This is a genomic window from Olsenella sp. AGMB03486 (assembly GCF_040884255.1).
Lineage (GTDB): Bacteria > Actinomycetota > Coriobacteriia > Coriobacteriales > Atopobiaceae > Olsenella_L > Olsenella_L kribbiana.
The window spans coordinates 1-16,963 of sequence record NZ_JBEVTM010000008.1 but is presented as its reverse complement, the minus strand read 5'-3'; the positions used below and the strand labels follow the sequence as shown (position 1 = coordinate 16,963).

Here is a 16,963-nt window from a genome sequence, read left to right as displayed (position 1 = left end):
TTTACGCCTGTCTGCAGTTCTCAGGAGAGAAGAAGGCACATATGTTGCCCGCCTCCTGTTGGGGAATCGCTATCTGAAGTTTCTGCTCGAGCGTGGTAAGGCTCGCAAGTACTGCATGATAGAGTGCGGGATCTTCGGCTGCGCTGCTATGGGTCTGGGGTACATCGAGGCCTTCGCCCTTCTTGATGCGGTCTACAAGGTAGGAAAGGTGGCAAAGCACACCGATCTCTGTGTCGGAGGCAAGGGAGCGTCTGCCTTCATGTTCGATGGAGCTGATGGCATCCAGGAACAGCGGAAACGCTGCCTTCACGTTGTAGCTGTCTATGAGCTCGGAAAGGGCATCGCGTGTCTTCGAGATGACCAGCGCCTCCTCTATCCTCTCCTGTATATCCTGGATAGCGTTTCCGGCAATGATGTCGGAAGGGCTGTACCAGGGAATCGGATAGTCGATAGCGAAGGTGCTTGCTCCGCAGAGGATAGTTCCGGCCTTGGAGAGGGCTTCGAGCCTTTCCGCGATGCTCTCCTTGGCCTGAAGTGCCAGGGCAATGGTTTCGCAAAATCCGTTGTGGTAGTTGAGCCGGCTGTCAAAGAGGTCCTTGAGCATCTGCGCTCCGCCTTCGCTTGTGGTGCAGACTGTGACGATGAACGCTCGAGAGACCTGATGGCTCTGAGAGGCGTCCGCCGCAAGAGCCGGCCTCTGTGGCCCCAGAATCTCGTTGACCGAAGCCGCAGCATCGTAGACCTCATCGAGAGAAAAGCCCAGAGAGGCCTTCCTTTCGGCTTCAACAATGTGCATGGTGCTGACAAGCTGGAATACCTTGCAGGGAATGCCGGTATCCCGTGTAAGCGAAGTACCGAATTCCGAGAGCGAGCCCATGTCGACCATCAAGAGGACGCCAGCCTGGGGCATATGGGTCCTTACCAGATCGAGCAGGCGCATATAGACCTGCGAGGGACTCTCGTTCAGCGAGGCATTGATGCCGACGGCAAGATTTGCTCCCTGCAGGTAGTTTGCCGTCTCCACCATGGATGTGGCAGTTGCTGGCCCATGCGCGATGACCACAATGAGAGGGATGCTGTCATGGTGGCGCTCGATCGGCATCATGAACAGGGCAAGAAAGCCTGCCTCATCGAGAGGAAGCTCGACGGAGTAGTGGCTCTGTATGGTGCGGAGAGCCGTGAGGGCAGCTGAAAACTCGCGGGGGTGGTTCTTCCGGATGTCATCGAGCTGTGGATTATGGATGGCAAGCCCACGCTCGACCCTGCTGATCGCGCCGCTGATATGTCCTGCAACACCGAAACGGATATTCTCTGAGAAGGTCCTGTCCAGCGATTTTGCTGCTGCATCGAGAATCTCGTTGGCAAGCGTAAGAGCCTCGGAATCTATGACACTCTCTGCAAAGGTCGTCTTGGCCGAACGGGTGACATAGCCGCTGAAATAGCTGCGGATAATGTCGTTGATGCGGGATGTTATCTCCTCTTCGTCCAAGCCCTCGTTCTTGAGCGCAAGATACTTTCGATCGATCAGGTCATAGATTGATTCATGCTGACCGGCGGGCTTTGCGGAGCTGGGAATGTCTGATGGCTGCTCTTTCTGGGCATCGAAGACGCAGAAGCGCCTGTTTTCCGCCAGATAGGGGAGCCATACCTCTTCGCGGGATGTCGCGGCATACATGCCCTCGCGTATGTTTTCGGGAAGGTGGCGTCCTGAAATTTCCATACGGGCTGTCTGGTGGCTCTGGAGCCGCGAGTAGGCTCCTGCACAGAGAAGCTTTATATCGCTTTTGAGCTGTCCTACATTGCTGGGGCAGCTGTATGCCAGAAGCCCCCTCAGACTGTTGACCGAAACAAAGATCGGCATGCCCAGGCGCTCTGATTCATCAAGGAAGAATGCAGCAATGTAGTTGAATCGCTCCTTGCGGGAACGTTCGCTCAGAGCGGGTATTTCGATCACCATCGGGATGCGGCGCATGAAGGTCTTGAGAAGCGTTGAACTGGGGTCTTCTGTGGTTGCGCAGATCAACATGACTTTCGCCCTATGCTCGGCGTCTGTCTCTCCGAGCCTGCGGTAGACGCCCCGATCCATGAAGGTGAAGAGCATCTCCTGTCCCTGTGGGGGAAGCCGGTGCACTTCGTCGAGGAACAGGATGCCGTTATCTGCCTGCGCAAGCAGCCCTTCGCGGTTCTCTTCAGCGCCGGTATAGGCACCACGGACCGACCCCATGAGCTGGCTGACGAGCAGCTGTGGGTTGTCGGCATAGTCCGCACAGTTGAAGGCAATGAAAGGCGCGTCGCTGTCAAGGATGCCGGCATACACGGAGTAGTCATAGACAAGCTTTGCAAAGGTTGTCTTTCCGACTCCTGTGGCTCCCCTGATGAGCATGTTCATGCCGTGGGGAGGGTAGAGCGCGGCAGCCTTTGCTTGTTCGACGCAATGAAAGAGGCTCGGATACCTGATTGATGTCTCGGCAAAGGGGTCGGTATGGCCTGCAGCGCCTGCCGGTCTTCGGGAGATTGCATCACCTGTCTTGACCGGGTGATAGAACACGGGGCGGGATCCTGTCTTGTAGGCCCGATTCTCGCGGCAGAGCTGGTTGAGATCGCTGCTGACATTTGCACGTGCAAGGCCGAGGACAGAAGCGAGGGCGGAGGCAGTGCATCCCTCTTCGCCAGCCTTGGTGAGCCTCTGATAGATGACCTCGATGCGCTTCATGTGTCTCCAACCTGTTTTGAATGAGCAATACACTAATGGAATACACACGAAACAGAAATCAATACTCCGTCAGCGGCACCAGATTTCCTGCAGAAACGAAGAAATCTAGTGTATTGGCACGTATTTTGCATCCGGTGTTATGAACGGCAGGAGACGAAGCTCATGACAAGGAGGGAAACCATGGATATCGAAGAAGCTGCAGTCACGCTCATTGCCAGCGCTGGCGACGCCAGAAGCGACGCGATGGAGGCGATAGAAGAAGCGAAAGCAGGCAGATTCGAAGAGGCCAGGTCGGCTATCGCGAATGGGCGTAGCTGTCTGACGAAGGCACATGAGATGCAGCTCAAGCTGCTTTCAGAAGAGGCAAATGGCAACAAGGATCTGACCACGCTTCTGATGATGCATGCACAGGACCACTTCATGAATGCGGTCACCGTGCTGGATCTGGCGCAGGAAAGCATCGATGTGATCGAAAGACTTGCCAAGGTAGAGGAAAGGACTGGACTGAAATGAAGTACATCACGCTTGCATGTGCGGCAGGGATGTCGACGAGCGCTCTGGTAAAGAGAATGCAGGACGCAGCCCGCGAGCAGGGTATCGATGCCAATATCCAGGCAAGACCCGTGGACGATGTCGTAAAGGATTTGGGGAATGCCGATGTACTCCTTCTGGGACCTCAGGTCCGTTATCGCCTCAAGGAGCTTCAGGGCATCTGCAGCCCGAAGGGTGTGCCTGTCGCAGTCATCAATAGCGTCGACTACGGGATGATGAACGGCAAGAAGGTTCTTGAAACGGCGCTGGATCTGCTGAAGTAGCTTGTCCGTTCATGGCACGCAGATGATAGAGAGCAATGAAGGGGGAGCCTGACGATGGCTGAGACCGAAGAGAAGGCGAGCGGGCTGGGCAAGTTCCAGGAATCGCTCGAGAGAACACTTATGCCCATTTCCGAGAAGATGAGCAAGCAGCGCCATCTTGGAGCACTGCGCGACGGCATGATGCTGATGATTCCTGCCACTATCGTGGGAGGCGTCTTCATGATTCTCGCTATGCCGCCTGTCGATTTGACGACCATCCAGCCCACGAACTTCTTCTTTTCTTTCCTGATTGCCTGGAAGACATGGGCCAATGCCAATATTTCCTGGCTGATTGTCCCTTACTACATGACCATCGGCATTATCTCCGTGTATGTATCGGCTGGCGTCTCCTACTCGCTTGCCAAGACATATGAGATGAATCCGATTACCAATGCCATATGCGCCCTGGTCGTTCTCTTTACGGTGACGGCTACTTCTGCCAGCACTGCCGAGGGAGCAGCTGTCTACACCATTTCGGGACTTGGGACCAGCTCGATGTTCTTCGCTATGGTTTCGGCTCTTGTTGTTGTGGAAATCGACAGGCTGTTCGAGGTACATAACATCACGATCAAGATGCCGGATATCGTACCTCCTGCCGTTTCCGGCGCGTTCTCGATCCTCTACCCAATCCTTGCCAATGTTGCGCTCTTTGTTCTGCTCAACCTGGGCTGCACGACGCTTACGGGAGCTGGCCTTGCAAGCATCATGACGACAATCTTTGCACCGTTGGTGGGTGCAGTGAACTCCTTGCCCGGCATCCTTTTCATCAACTTCCTCAATACCACCTTCTGGTTCTTCGGAATCCATCCGGCAGGCATCACTGGCCCTATCACGACGCCGCTTGCGACCATGGGACTTGCTGCAAATGCAGAAGCATATGCAGCAGGAGATCCGCTTCCCTATATCTTTGCCGGCAACGTCAATGCTATCTTCGGCAACTGGACAACCTATCTCGGACTCTGCCTGCTCATGATGGTGTTCTGCAGGTCTGCCCAGCTCAAGGCTCTTTCCAAGGTCGCTATCGGACCTTCGATCTTTGACATCAATGAGCCGATGATCTTCGGCATTCCGACCATGATGAATGTCCTCATGTATATCCCGATGGTCATCTGCGGAGCCCTGAACTTCACGCTGGTCTACCTCTGCATGGATGCGGGTCTTGTGACCAAGTTCTATCTCAACATCCCCGCCTTCACCCCAGTCCCCGTTGCGGCATTCCTGTCTGCCATGGACTGGAGAGCCCTTGTTCTCTGGGCAATCGAGCTCGCCCTTGATATGGTCATCTGCCTTCCGTTCATGAAGGCCTATGACCAGCAGCTGCTCAGCCAGGAGCAGGCAAACGAGGTCGAAGCATAGGCTTTGGCAATTGTCTCTGCCAGGACAGATCGGCTGTCCTGGCAGATTTCAGAGCTGGCGTAGATTGGAAGTCTTCGTGTCTCTCATCATCCTGCAGCAGACCCTGACTATGCTCCTTCTGATGGGCACAGGTGTCGTGCTGACACGTATCGGAATCCTGGACGATGCGGTCAGCAGCGCTTTGGGCAAGCTGCTGGTCAGCTGCATCATACCTTGTGTGACGCTGAATTCCTTCATGGTACCGATGAAGGAAGGCGGGCTTGGCTTGCTGGGGCAGTCTGCCATCCTCGGGATGGCATCTCTTGCCATTGCCATGGCAGTCTCCTACATCATCTTTTCCCGGAGGGAACCTGAGCAGGATTTTGGCGCTGCCTTCTCAAATGCAGGCTTCGTCGGCATTCCCTTGGTGAGCGCCACATTCGGCAAGGAAGCGGTGTTCTATATCGCTCCCATGATCTCGTTTCTCAACATCCTCCAATGGACATACGGCGAGTGGCTCCTTACGGGCGACAGCAGGAAGGTTCAGCTCAAGAGCGTGCTTCTAAATCCGGTGCTGATTGCAACAGTCATGGGCATCCTCCTCTATGCTACGCAGCTGCCGGTTCCGGGCATAGTGAGCAGAAGCGTCGAGATGCTGGCCGATACAAATACGCCGATTGCAATGCTTGTCTTGGGAAGCTATCTCGCAAAGACACAGCCCAAGAGCCTGGTTGCGGATGTTCGCGTCTGGGCCGGAAGCATTGTGCGTCTGTTCGTGGTGCCTCTTGCTACGGCCCTGCTCATCAGGCTATCAGGAATGGGGAACAGCGAAATGGTGCAGGCATTGTTCATTGCGTCCGCTGCACCGGTTGGAGCGAATGTGGCCATCTTTGCCCAGCAGTGCGGTGCAGACTATAGACTCTCGGTCCGACTGGTCTGCCTTTCCACGCTGTTGTCCGTGATGAGCGTTCCTATCGTCTTTCAGCTGTTCAGCTGCTTGGTATGAAGAAGGAGTTCTTGATGGTCGTCTTTGAAAGTGAACGGGTCACCAGCCATATCGTACGAATCCGGGCAAAGGGGACGGGTGTCTGCCAGTATCTGATTGAGGGTGACGACCGGGCGCTGCTTGTGGATACGGGCTATGGAATCGGCGACCTCAGATCCTTTGTGGAGCAGTTGACAGACAAGCCTTATGAAGTGGTCATCACCCATGGGCATGTGGATCATGCTTCGGGGGCTGCCCAATTCGACAAGGTCTATATGTCTTTCGCTGATCTGCCTGTGGCGCGCGAGAGGACGACCTTTGCTGCCCGCCATCAATCGCTGGCGGGGAAGAGCGATCTCGATAAGGTTCCCGAATCCGAATGGATTGAGCCGAAGGTCGATGGCTATCTGCCGCTCGAGGAAGGGCAGATGTTCCACCTGGGCAATCTTGATATCGAAACCATCCACGTGCCTGGGCATACACCAGGGATGATGGTGCTTTTGGATATCCAGGAACGAATAGCATTCTTCGGCGATGCCTGCGGCGTATTCACGATGCTTTTGAGGTCGGAGGCGAGTTCTGTGCATGAGTTTCGGCAGAGTCTGGCCCATCTGAAGGAGCATGAAGCCAGATACGACCGGGTCCTCAGGCAGCATGGCACCTGCGAATCAGACAAGGCCGTTCTCGAAGAGAACATGGATATCTGTGACGAAGTCCTTTCGGGAGAAGATGACCACATTCCGTTCGAATGGCTTGGAATAAAGGGCTATCTCGCAAAACGAGTCGATACAGCTACTGGCAGCCGCATCGATGGAGGGACAGGCAATCTGGCTTACCGCGCGGACAATATCTGAGAGACGGGATGGCAGCGCAGGATGCCAGACATCTGCTGTTCAGCCTGACTGGAGCAGCGTTTGCTCAATACTTCAGATCGATTCAATCAGATGTCTGACGTTGAGCCTGCCGGCAGCTGGCGGAGCATATGCTTGAGGTATCTCTTTGTCACGCCCAGAGCTTCGGCAGGAGTGTGGGCATCATGCAGATCGCCTATGAAGCCGGGATATTCATCGGCCAGGGAAAAGAGCTCGTCAAGGGCAACTGCATGCGCAACTGGAGTCTGCAAGCATAGAAGCATGATGACATTCAGCCGCACTTCATCGCCTCCCATGGAGACCACGACATCATTGGAGGTCGTGACAACTGATATCGATGCCTTGTTCGAGATATCTGGCTCTGCGTGTGGCGCACAGAGCGGTGCCAATATCACGCCATGCTGCCCATACCTCTTTGCCATATCGAACACCTGCTGGATATAGCGCTCGGTCATCCGTCCATCGTCCAGAAGTGGCCGTGCAGCTATCCATACGGCATCTTCCCAGCTCTTTGCACTGACTCCTGTCTGGATCTCTCCCCGCTCCATAAGCTGTGCGAGCGTCATGAATCCTTCAGGTTTCGGCAGGATATAGGAGGGTTTGGGCTCAAGAAGTTCTTTGAGCTCCTGCTCGAGAGCGGTGCGGTCCCTGATGTCGCAGGTCTTCTCGACTATCTCCAATATCTTTGCAGCACTCGATTCCGTGCATGTGGCAGATACGGGATTGAGAAACGCATCTATGAGCCTGATGTCCGATCTGGTGAGCATGGGGCTTACGCGCAGGACTGGTCGCGGCAGGACAAAGGGTATGCTCACCGTGCTCAGTACCAGGTCGACTCCTGCATAGTCATAGCTTTGGCAGTCTCGTGTGGACAGAAGGGCCACCACCTCCATGTGTGGGTATTCATTCGCAAGGGCGCGGGAGAGAAAAGATGCTGTCCCTATGCCGGCTCCGCATACGACGGCTACCCTGGTCTTTCTGCTGACGGCAGGCTGCTTCTTCAGACGTTCGAGCGCAGCTCCCACATAGGTGGCAAAGTATCCGATCTCATCATCGGAAGGAGTGAGTCCATAAGGTCCCAGAACAACCGAAAGAGTCGATGCACACTCCTGGTAGAGCCCGGTGAACTGGGTCTTTATCTGGTCCAGCATCGGGTTTCTGGCAGCAATGCCGAGCTTTGCCCGTGCCACCATCGCCTTTGCATGGATGCTCATTGCCTGGACAAGGTCCTTGTCGGAAAACAGGTCAAATCCCAAGGCTTTGGAAATGCTCTCCAGGAAATCGTCGGCGATCTTCGAAGCCCAGCCAGGCATATCGGAATCCGCCAATGACAGCGACTGGCGCGATGCTGCCATGATCAGTGCATCCAGGACCGTGGCCTCTGCATCGATGTGCGATGGAGGAAGGCCGGGCATGAGATCTGCAAGCATGTCGCAGATGTCTCCAAGCCAGCCGCTAGCAAGTCCTTTGATGGCGCCATAGCTGACAAAATTGCCAGCCCGCGTGCGTGACATCGCTATGCAAAGGTAATAAACAAGCATCTGAAATGATTCATCGGTCAGCCGCTCTCCATGAAGGGCGCAGAGAGCTGCCAGGCTTGCCGAAGCTGCCTCCAGATCGGATGGTTCAAGGATGGCCTGGAACGGAAGCCTGGCTTTGGCATCTTTGCTGCTCCAAATGATATCAGCACTATTATCCGGCAGAGATTGAATGAAGTCGACCATAGTCTTGCGCCGTGCATATTCGTCTGCTTCGAGGTGCCATCCAACCCTTGCATCGTAGCAGACAGGTATTCCATGTCGGGAAAACCAGGCAGCTGCATGATCGAAGTCTCTCTTGGCTGTGCTCCGGCTGACTTCAAGGCTCTCGGCCATGCCGGCGAGAGATTTGGGGCACGTGCCATCAAGGAGCGCCCAAGCAATTGCTCGTTCACGCTCCTCTGCCGAAAGGTATCCGCCGCAGCCGCTCTTCTGTTCATCCTGGATCAGGTCGAGCGCAGCTGCAACATCATCAGGAGAGATCGAGATGCCTTTGTGAGGTACTCGCTGGAGCACTATGCCATGCGCTCCCAGAAAGCCTGAGAGCGCATTCAGGTCATAGCGTATCGTCCTTTCGGATACATCGAGTGCGAGCGCCAGCTGCTGGACCGTCGTCGCTCCGAAAGGATCTTTCATAAGCATGCGGAATATGTTCCATGCTCTCGGGCTCATCTTGCTTCAATATCTCGCCTGATTGTCAAGAGCTGCTCTGAGTGATGAGATATAGATCTTCGATTTTCCTTCCAGCACAGCCGATATTATGCTGCTCCCCACAATCACGCCATCTGCACCCATATCTATCAGCGTCCGAATCTGTTCAGGACATGATATGCCAAATCCAGCGTACAGCGGAATGTCTTCGGAACAGCTGCGAAGCAGGGAGATGTTTTCGCCCACCTTTCCAGGAATGCCTGTCTGGACACCAGTCTTTCCGTCCTGTGCCTGCACAAACACGTAGCCTTTGGCTGAATGGGCAATATCTGCAGCGGTGGACCTATCCAGATGGAAGGGGGCAAACCTCGGCATGATGAGGCCTTGCTCTTCGAGGGCGAGGCCCAGCTCTTCTGTCTGTTTGTCCGAAGCATTGGGAGACATCGCTCCGTCAGCTCCCGCTTCTTTTGCCATCCTGCAGAACCGATCCAGCCCTATGCCCTCGATGATTTCGTGATAGGTCATGATCTGAAGGCATGCATTCGGAAATGCCTGGCGGAGGCTGCCGATCGACTTGAGTGCGGCTTCTGCTCCCATGACTCCGAGCGCTCTTTTCATCGAATCACGGACAACGGCGCCATCAAGCGCAGGCTTTTCATAGGGCAGCCCGAGTTCCAATACATCCACGCCGCTTTCCAGGTATTCGCCCACCCTTGCAACCGGGTCGCCCATAGCCGGATCTGCGAGGGGAAAGTAGCCGACCAGAATCTTCTTTCCATCCTGTCTGCACCTGAGCAGTGTCTCCTGCATATGGTTCATTGTCTTTCCCCTCCGTTTATCGCCCTGTCCAGAACAGCTGCCGCCTCGTCTGGACTCTTTGCCTCGAGCAGCTTCTCGCAGAGCTCTGCATCAGAAAACACGCCTATGAGCCTGCCGATGACATCCAGGTGTTCCTCAGGGGCGTTCACTGCAAGCAGCGCAATTAATCTGACAGGTATGCTTCTCGATGAGTCGTCCATGCAGCGGAACTGCACTTCGGGCCTGCATCTGGCAATAGCAAGCGCTGCATCCCGTACCCCGGTTGGCTCTCCATGCGGAAGCGCCACACCGCAGGATGGGAACTCAAGCCCCGTTGGATAGGTCGCTTCGCGCGCGAGCACGGCATCGATGTATTGCTTTCCGGCAAATCCGCCCTCGATCAGGCGGCTACCCAGCTGTCTGATGGCATCCGAGCTGTCTTCTGCAGCAAGGTCTAAGGCAACCAGAGACGATGCAATGGCAATACGTGCACCCAAGGCGTCTCCTTTCTCTCTGGAAGATGGGAGAATCCTGAATATGGCAGGAACTCTCCCATCTTGTTCTGGATAGAACCTATTTGACGAGGTCAAGGATCTGCTGGTAGACCTTTTCGGTGCCGACGCCTGTAAGGATTGCTGTTGCTCTGATGGTTGGAACATCGAGCGGCGGAAGCTCTGTTGCAGAGCAGACCACATCGGGATGGATCTGCGACACGAGATCGGCCACCTCCAGCACCCTGCAGGTCGTGACGCTTGCTTCGACGCCTTTGGATTTCAGGTACTTCTCGATCTTCATGGCAATGTTTTTCGAGGTGACTCCGCCTGTTCCGCAGGCAACAACGATCTTCTTCATTTTCCTGCCTCTTTCTGTCGGTCGGTTGGGAAACGGTATCGGATAGGGAAATGTGACGGGTCGCGTCTATACGAAGAGCGCAAACACCTTGGCGATGCCCCAGGCAACCCAGCTCGAGCAGATGCCCAGCGTCGTCGATGTGGACTCGAAGGGAAGGCCGTTCATTGCAGCGCACGCGGTGTACCAGTCCGCTGTCGCGGTGCAGACATACAGAGTGATGATCATGACGATGATGCCGGCAATGAGGCCGCGGAAGATGTTCTTCTTGCAGTAGGGCATGCAGCAGCTGATGAGGAAGGGCGCTGCAATGGCAAGGTCGGCCATTGGCATGACGCGGTTGCCAGGAAGGATGAAAGCAAGCAGCAGTATGAAGGGGGTCACAAGGATTCCGGTGGCCATGACATCGGGCATGCCGATCAGGATTGCTGCATCGAGTCCGATGTGGAGGTCGCGGTTGAACTTCTTCGTGCAGATTTCCCTCATGCCGTCTGCAACGGGCGTGATTCCTTCAACGAGGATATTCTCGACACGCGGGAACACGATCATGAATGCGGCAATCGTGATGCCCAAAAGCAACGTCTGCCCGAAGTCCTTGCCACCAGCTGCACCGAGCACGATGCCCATGACAAAACCGATGGTGGAAGGCGATACCATTCCGCCGAAACGTTCCTCGATCTTCTCAGGGCTCCAGTCGATCTTTGCCAAGGCAGGGATCTTCTCGATGACCCAATTCACGAACATGCCGACGGGAGCGAAGATGACGGCATTGCCATGGGGAATGGAGACGCCGTCCAGTCCATATGCCTTCTCGATGGCAGGAGCTGTCAGATCGGCGAACTTCAGCACGATCACCTCGTTTATGGCATAAGCCAGAATGGCAAGAGGGATGCTTCCGGTGATGACCCAGACATAGGAGGCAGCAAGCGCCCATACGCTGTAGTTGAACACGTCCACGTCGAAAGTGTCGGTGAACTTGAGAAGAATCATGGCGACGTTCACGAGCAGCCCGACAACCAACAGGATGGAATAGAAGCTCAGCGGAAAGAGCACTGATGCGTAAGACGAGCCGACTCCCAGATCGATGATGTCGAGCTTCAGACCCGTCGATTCCACCACCAGCTGCAGGACGGGCGTAGCCGCGCCGGCGAACATCCCCACCATCGCATTCATGCCGACAATCGCTGCCGCGACATAGATTGCCGAGCGGAGGGCATCAAGAACCTTAAGCCTTGCCAGCAAGAGCCCTACCAGGAAGATGCCGATCATGACCATGACTGCAGCAGGTAGCGCAGCATACCAGCTCATGGCACCCAACAATGCATCCACAGATACCTCCTTTGAACTTCTGACCTACGATCTGCCCCAAAGTCTAGGAAGGAAATGCAGATTGTGGCAGATTGCACCTGTTTCATGCCGGAATGCTGCAATTCTGGAGGGCCAAACGGCAGCGCTTGCATGGTGCAGCCTGTGGGAATGCCGGACTGTCACCCGCTTCACTCTGCGTCTTCTGCCTGCAGCGCGGCCTTTGCCGAGGGTTCGCTTCCCATTTATTAGCGATTTGTTTCCACGCCGAATTGCTTATTGACAATACATCATGTGACATTATATAAAGCACTATATCGTAATAGAACGTTATGTAGGAGGGCATCATATGAAGCAGGAGCACATCGACCAGATCGAAGCCGCCGCCTCGGCAATCAGGGAGAGGGTGGAGGCTGGCAAGGCAACGCATGTCTACTTCGTGGCATGTGGCGGATCGCAGGCATCGATGATGCCGGCACAGTATATGTTCGACCGCGAGCTCGCTATCCCTTCTGCCATCTACACCTCGAACGAGTTCAACTACGCAACGCCGAAGGCTTTCGACGCCAGCTCGATCGTGGTCACGATTTCCCATTCCGGCACGACGCCGGAGACCGTTGCTGCGGCGCAGAAGGCAACCGATGCCGGAGCCCTCTCCATCGCATTCAGCAATGCCGTGGATTCCCCTCTCTGGAAGGCAGCATCCTATCCCATCCACTACGATCACGGCGAGGGGGCAGAAGAAGCGGACAAGAGCGGCTCTGTGGAGCTCCGTGCCTGGTTCGAGTTCCTCAAGAGCCTTGATGGGGAGCATGCAGAGCGCTGGGCCAAGGCTTCCAGCGCTGTCGATGCCCTGCCGGAGCTCAAGGCCAAGGCACAAGATCTGTACCGCGATGACTGCGTCAGGTTTGCCAGCAGGACCAAGCGGTCAAAGCTGATCTACACCATGGGTTCTGGCGCGAGCTATGGCGAGATGTATGCTCTTGCCATATGCTGGCTGATGGAAATGCAGTGGGTGAATTCGAACTGCATCCATTCCGGCGAGTATTTCCATGGCCCCTTCGAGATCACGGACTTCGACGTTCCCTTCATCATCTCTGTCGGCAATGGTGCGACGAAGCATCTGGATGAGCGTGCCCTGGCTTTCGCGAAGCAGTACTCTCAGGAGCTCCTGGTCCTCGACGAGAATGCCTTCTCTTATGAGGGCGTGCCGCAGGACGTGCAGGAGTACTTCGCCCCCGAGCTGCTCAGCGCTGCCATCCGCGTCTTTGTGGAAGCCCATGCGCATGACAGCGGACACTCCCTTTCTGTCCGCCGCTATATGTGGCAGCTGGAGTACTAGAAGAGCCGGGAAGGCGCCTGGGGCGGGGCGGAAGACTGACAGGAGGCAAGGACATGAAGCTTGTGAGCATAGGCGACTGCGTTGCCGACGGCTATCTGGACGAAGGCGTCTTCTATCCAGGCGGCCAGGCAGTCAATGTCGCCGCGAACGCTATGCTCGATGGAGCCGAGAAAGCAAGCTTTCTCGGCATCCTTGCCGATGACGCTCCTGCCCGCCATATCGAGGGAGCCCTCGAAGAGCTGGGCGTCAGCCTCGAGCGCTGCCGCAGGGCGTACGGCACGACCCCTATGCCTGGTGTGCGCATCATCGATGGGGACAGGGTCTTCTTCCGGGGAAAGCGCGATACGGTAGCGCATCTGCTCCGCCTCGGGATTTCCCAGGAAGACCTCGACTTCATCTCCGGATTCGATATCTGCCATACGACGAACGAGGCGGGCATCGATAGCGAGCTCGGGCGCATCCATAAGGTCGTTCCCGTCTCATACGATTTTTCCGTCGGACATGGGCAGGAGCTGCTGGAAGCGATCTGTCCCAGCATCGATATCGCTTTCTTCTCGGGAGAGGGCTTGACGGATAGCGAGTGTGTCTCCCTTGCCAGAAGGGCCAAGGAGCTGGGTCCCGATATCGCGATCGTCACCAAGGGGCTGCGCGGCAGCATAGCGCTGCACGGCGGCAAGCTCTATGAGCAGCCAATCGTCCCTTGCCAGGCAATCGATGCTATGGGTGCAGGAGATTCCTTCGCGGCAGCATTCCTGGTGAGCTATGCAGATTCCCATGACGTACGTGCCTCTCTCAGATATGCGGCCGAGCGTGCTTCGCATACCTGTACGGTCCACGGAGCTTTCGGACACCCGCATGCCATATGTCCCTAGGGTCTATGCGTGCTGTCACCGGAGCCACGCGAAGAAACTCCCCTTCGAGCGTGGCTCCATCACCATACTTTTCGGCGCAGGCGGAACAAAGGAGCTTACGATGAACTTCAAGTTTGGCGTTCCTACAATGAGCAGGCGTGACTTTATCAAGGCAAGCTCGGCAGCTGGCCTGGTCTTCATGGGTGCCGGCCTCGCCGGCTGCGGAGGCAGCCAGAGCAGCCAGGAGTCTTCTGCCGAGGAGCAGAAGACCGTGAACATCGCCGTCGCGACTGCGGTGGTAGCGCTCGATCCCATCGTCGCTGGAGACGCAGTCTCTATGGGCGTCATCACGAACTGCTGCGAAGGCCTCTTCGTGAAGGACATAAAGAACCAGTCGGTCAATGGCCTCTGCGATACCTATGAGGTATCGGATGACCAGATGACCTACCGGTTCCACATCCGTGACGGCGCCAAGTGGAGCAATGGGGATGCAGTCACGGCAGATGACTTCGTGTATGCCTGGCAGCGCAATGCGCTTGCCGAGAATGGCGCTGCCGATTTCCAGTATCAGATCGAGATGGCTGCACTGAAGAACTATGAGGATGTCCTTGCTGGCAAGAAGGATGTCAGCGAGCTCGGAGCCAAGGCGGCAGACGACCAGACGATCGAGGTCACCCTCGAGCATCCGGTGCCGTTCCTCCTCGATCTTCTTGCCTTCACGCCCTGGGCGCCAGTGCAGAAGAAGTTCCGTGAAGAGAAGGGCAGCAATTTCGCTCTGACCAAGGATGACATGCTGTACTGCGGGCCCTATACGCTGACCCAGTACGATACGTCGGGCAACACCATCACCCTGACGAAGAATCCGGACTACTGGGATGCAGCGAATGTCGATGTCGATGTCGTGAACCTGCAGGTGATCTCCGATACCCAGCAGGCAGTCATGGCATACGAGAACGGCACGGTGGACTATGTCCAGCTGACGGGCGAGCTCGTGAACCAGTACAAGGACGATGAGGGCTTCGAGAAGGAATCGGGCAACTTCAATTACTACCTCATGATGAATACGACGAAGGAAGGGCTCAGCAACGAGAACTTCCGTATCGCGATTGCCTACGCACTGAACAGGGAAGACATCTGCGAGAACGTTCTGAAAGATGGATCCACTCCAGTCAACCAGATGTGCATGGTCGGGCTCTACAGCAAGGAGGATGGCACGGACTTCGCCTCGGCAAGCCCGCAGCTCTATGCCTATGACACTGCCAAGGCTCAGGAAGCCTGGGAGAAGGCCAAGCAGGAGACCGATGTGCGCGAGTTCACGATCCTGTATGACCAGGAGAAGGATTTTGCGCAGACGACCTGCGCCTATATCCAGGATACGCTCCAGAAGACACTCGATGGCCTGACCATCAACCTCGAGTCGACGCCGAAGAAGAACAGGATTGCCCGCGAAGGCACCCGCGATTTCGAAGTCTGCTTCCATGCATGGGGACCTGACTACGCAGACCCGACAGCCATCCTCGCCATGTATGAGTCGAACCATCCATCCAACTACTCGAGCTGGAAGAATGATGAGTTCGATGCGACCTACGAGAAGGCGAACACGACCGATGCCGGAAATGCCGATGCCCGCTGGTCCGAGCTCATGCGCTGCAACGAGATTTGCACCGAGCAGGCTGTCTGCATCCCGATCTATCAGACCGGCACGGCAACGATTACGAAGAGCAGCGTGAAGGGAATCACGGAGCACATCACCGGCATCCCCTGCTACTACAAGTTCGTCACCAAGGCATAGCGTGCCCAGGCGCCTGCGGAGATCTTTCCTCTCCGTAGGCCGTGCCTGGGGCAGGACAGGCAAGGAGGTTTTTGATGACGCAGGAAGGCGCAACAGTCCAGAGGACCCAAAAGCGTGGCAGAAGCGAGATGGGACGCTATATCGCAAAGCGTCTCCTGATTGCCCTGGCGACGCTCTTCGTGATCCTGCTGGTGCTGTTTCTGCTTCTGACATTGATGCCTGGATCGCCCTTCAACAACGAAGAGAAGCTCTCACCTGATCAGATTGCCGCGCTCAAGGCCCACTATGGCCTGGACAAGCCGGTCGTGGAGAGGTTCTTCCTCTATGTGTGGAACATGTTGCACGGGGATTTCGGAGTCTCGTACAGCATCCAGACGAACATGCCTATCTCGAGCATGGTGGGGCCGCGCATCTGGACGTCCGTGAGCATCGGTCTCGAAGCGGGCATTCTTGGTGCGCTTGTGGGCGTGGTGCTGGGCATCATTGCCGCACTCAGGCAGCGCACTGGCTGGGATACCGCAGCGACCATCATTGCCGTGCTGGGCGTGAGCCTGCCGTCATTCGTCTTCGCGCTGGCGCTTTCCTACTTCCTGGGCTACAGGGCAAAGCTTTTCCCCATCATATTCGATCCTGCCCATCCCATTGTTTCGTCGGTGCTTCCTGTCATCGCGCTTTCCATGTTTACCCTGGCAAGCGTCGAGCGCTATACGCGCTCCGAGATGGTGAGCATCATGGAGTCCGATTTCATGATGCTGGCCAAGTCGAAGGGGCTGCCGAAGGCCAAGCTGGTAATTCACCATGCGCTGCGCAACACCCTCATCAGCGTCATTACGGTGCTTGTCCCGCTTCTGGTGAGCCTCATGACGGGCAGCCTGGTCATCGAGAAGATCTTCTCGATCCCTGGCCTTGGAAGCCTCTATATCACGGCAATACAGTCGAACGATTACAACGTGGTGCTGGCAATCAGCTTCATCTATAGCGTCATGTTCATACTGGCAATGCTTCTCATGGACGTGCTCTATGTGATCATCGATCCCAGAATCCGCATTGCGGGAGGCAAATAAGCCATGAAAGCAGA

General features: G+C 55.9%; 16 protein-coding genes and 1 pseudogene. 10 read left to right on the top strand and 7 right to left on the bottom strand.

Going from position 1 to position 16,963, the window contains the following annotated elements:
• Position 1: 1 nt before the first annotated feature.
• Entirely contained in the window at positions 2-2,713 is a 2,712-nt protein-coding gene (locus tag ABVS03_RS05460) for a sigma 54-interacting transcriptional regulator (RefSeq protein ID WP_368018343.1), read from the bottom strand.
• A gap of 180 nt (positions 2,714-2,893) precedes the next feature.
• On the opposite strand from ABVS03_RS05460, the gene ABVS03_RS05455 reads away from it, so the two are divergent.
• The 5 genes from ABVS03_RS05455 (at position 2,894) to ABVS03_RS05435 (ending at position 6,741) form a co-directional block, all read left to right on the top strand.
• Positions 2,894-3,226, top strand: coding sequence for a PTS lactose/cellobiose transporter subunit IIA (locus ABVS03_RS05455; RefSeq protein WP_368018342.1), 333 nt, complete (start codon positions 2,894-2,896; stop codon positions 3,224-3,226).
• The gene (locus ABVS03_RS05450) at positions 3,223-3,528 is read left to right on the top strand and encodes a PTS sugar transporter subunit IIB (RefSeq protein ID WP_368018341.1); all 306 of its coding nucleotides are present in this window, start codon (positions 3,223-3,225) and stop codon (positions 3,526-3,528) included. The genes ABVS03_RS05455 and ABVS03_RS05450 overlap by 4 nt, the downstream gene beginning before the upstream one ends.
• Positions 3,529-3,582: 54 nt before the next feature.
• Positions 3,583-4,923 (top strand): PTS sugar transporter subunit IIC, encoded by a 1,341-nt coding sequence (locus ABVS03_RS05445; protein ID WP_368018340.1) that lies wholly within the window; start codon positions 3,583-3,585, stop codon positions 4,921-4,923.
• A 76-nt stretch (positions 4,924-4,999) separates the two neighbouring features.
• Positions 5,000-5,908, top strand: coding sequence for an AEC family transporter (locus ABVS03_RS05440; protein WP_368018339.1), 909 nt, complete (start codon positions 5,000-5,002; stop codon positions 5,906-5,908).
• A gap of 14 nt (positions 5,909-5,922) precedes the next feature.
• A complete protein-coding gene (locus tag ABVS03_RS05435; protein WP_368018338.1) occupies positions 5,923-6,741 on the top strand; it encodes an MBL fold metallo-hydrolase in 819 nt (272 codons plus the stop codon).
• 86 nt (positions 6,742-6,827) lie between these two features.
• Here the strand turns inward: ABVS03_RS05435 and ABVS03_RS05430 are convergent, their stop codons facing one another.
• A complete protein-coding gene (locus tag ABVS03_RS05430) occupies positions 6,828-8,189 on the bottom strand; it encodes a BglG family transcription antiterminator (protein ID WP_368018407.1) in 1,362 nt (453 codons plus the stop codon).
• Positions 8,190-8,555: 366 nt separating this feature from the next.
• Between ABVS03_RS05430 and ABVS03_RS05425 the strand changes: the two genes are divergently transcribed.
• Positions 8,556-8,840 (top strand): hypothetical protein, encoded by a 285-nt coding sequence (locus ABVS03_RS05425; RefSeq protein ID WP_368018411.1) that lies wholly within the window; start codon positions 8,556-8,558, stop codon positions 8,838-8,840.
• Positions 8,841-8,852: 12 nt separating this feature from the next.
• Here ABVS03_RS05425 and ABVS03_RS05420 read toward each other — a convergent pair.
• The 5 genes and pseudogenes from ABVS03_RS05420 to ABVS03_RS05400 form a co-directional block, all read right to left on the bottom strand.
• A pseudogene (locus ABVS03_RS05420) lies at positions 8,853-8,933 on the bottom strand (hypothetical protein); the annotation flags it as partial.
• A 42-nt stretch (positions 8,934-8,975) separates the two neighbouring features.
• On the bottom strand, positions 8,976-9,767 hold the full coding sequence (gene trpA / locus ABVS03_RS05415) for a tryptophan synthase subunit alpha (RefSeq protein ID WP_368018337.1): 792 nt from the start codon (positions 9,765-9,767) through the stop codon (positions 8,976-8,978).
• Positions 9,764-10,243 (bottom strand): PTS sugar transporter subunit IIA, encoded by a 480-nt coding sequence (locus tag ABVS03_RS05410; RefSeq protein WP_368018336.1) that lies wholly within the window; start codon positions 10,241-10,243, stop codon positions 9,764-9,766. Before ABVS03_RS05410 ends, trpA begins: the two co-directional genes overlap by 4 nt.
• Positions 10,244-10,319: 76 nt before the next feature.
• Positions 10,320-10,598 carry a PTS sugar transporter subunit IIB gene (locus ABVS03_RS05405; RefSeq protein WP_368018335.1) on the bottom strand — a complete coding sequence of 93 codons (279 nt, stop codon included), beginning with the start codon at positions 10,596-10,598 and terminating at the stop codon, positions 10,320-10,322.
• Between the two features lie 66 nt (positions 10,599-10,664).
• On the bottom strand, positions 10,665-11,924 hold the full coding sequence (locus tag ABVS03_RS05400) for a PTS transporter subunit IIC (protein WP_368018334.1): 1,260 nt from the start codon (positions 11,922-11,924) through the stop codon (positions 10,665-10,667).
• Positions 11,925-12,249: 325 nt separating this feature from the next.
• Here ABVS03_RS05400 and ABVS03_RS05395 point away from each other — a divergent pair, with 325 nt between their 5' ends.
• The 4 genes from ABVS03_RS05395 to ABVS03_RS05380 all read left to right on the top strand — a co-directional run bounded on the left by ABVS03_RS05395 (position 12,250) and on the right by ABVS03_RS05380 (position 16,949).
• Positions 12,250-13,242, top strand: coding sequence for an SIS domain-containing protein (locus ABVS03_RS05395; protein WP_368018333.1), 993 nt, complete (start codon positions 12,250-12,252; stop codon positions 13,240-13,242).
• A gap of 53 nt (positions 13,243-13,295) precedes the next feature.
• Complete coding sequence (locus ABVS03_RS05390; protein WP_368018332.1) at positions 13,296-14,114, top strand: PfkB family carbohydrate kinase; 819 nt, start codon at positions 13,296-13,298, stop codon at positions 14,112-14,114.
• 100 nt (positions 14,115-14,214) lie between these two features.
• Positions 14,215-15,885, top strand: a complete 1,671-nt coding sequence (locus ABVS03_RS05385) for an ABC transporter substrate-binding protein (protein ID WP_368018331.1) — start codon at positions 14,215-14,217, stop codon at positions 15,883-15,885.
• A gap of 74 nt (positions 15,886-15,959) precedes the next feature.
• Positions 15,960-16,949: an ABC transporter permease gene (locus tag ABVS03_RS05380; protein ID WP_368018330.1), complete on the top strand. Its 990-nt coding sequence runs from the start codon at positions 15,960-15,962 to the stop codon at positions 16,947-16,949.
• Positions 16,950-16,963: the final 14 nt, after the last annotated feature.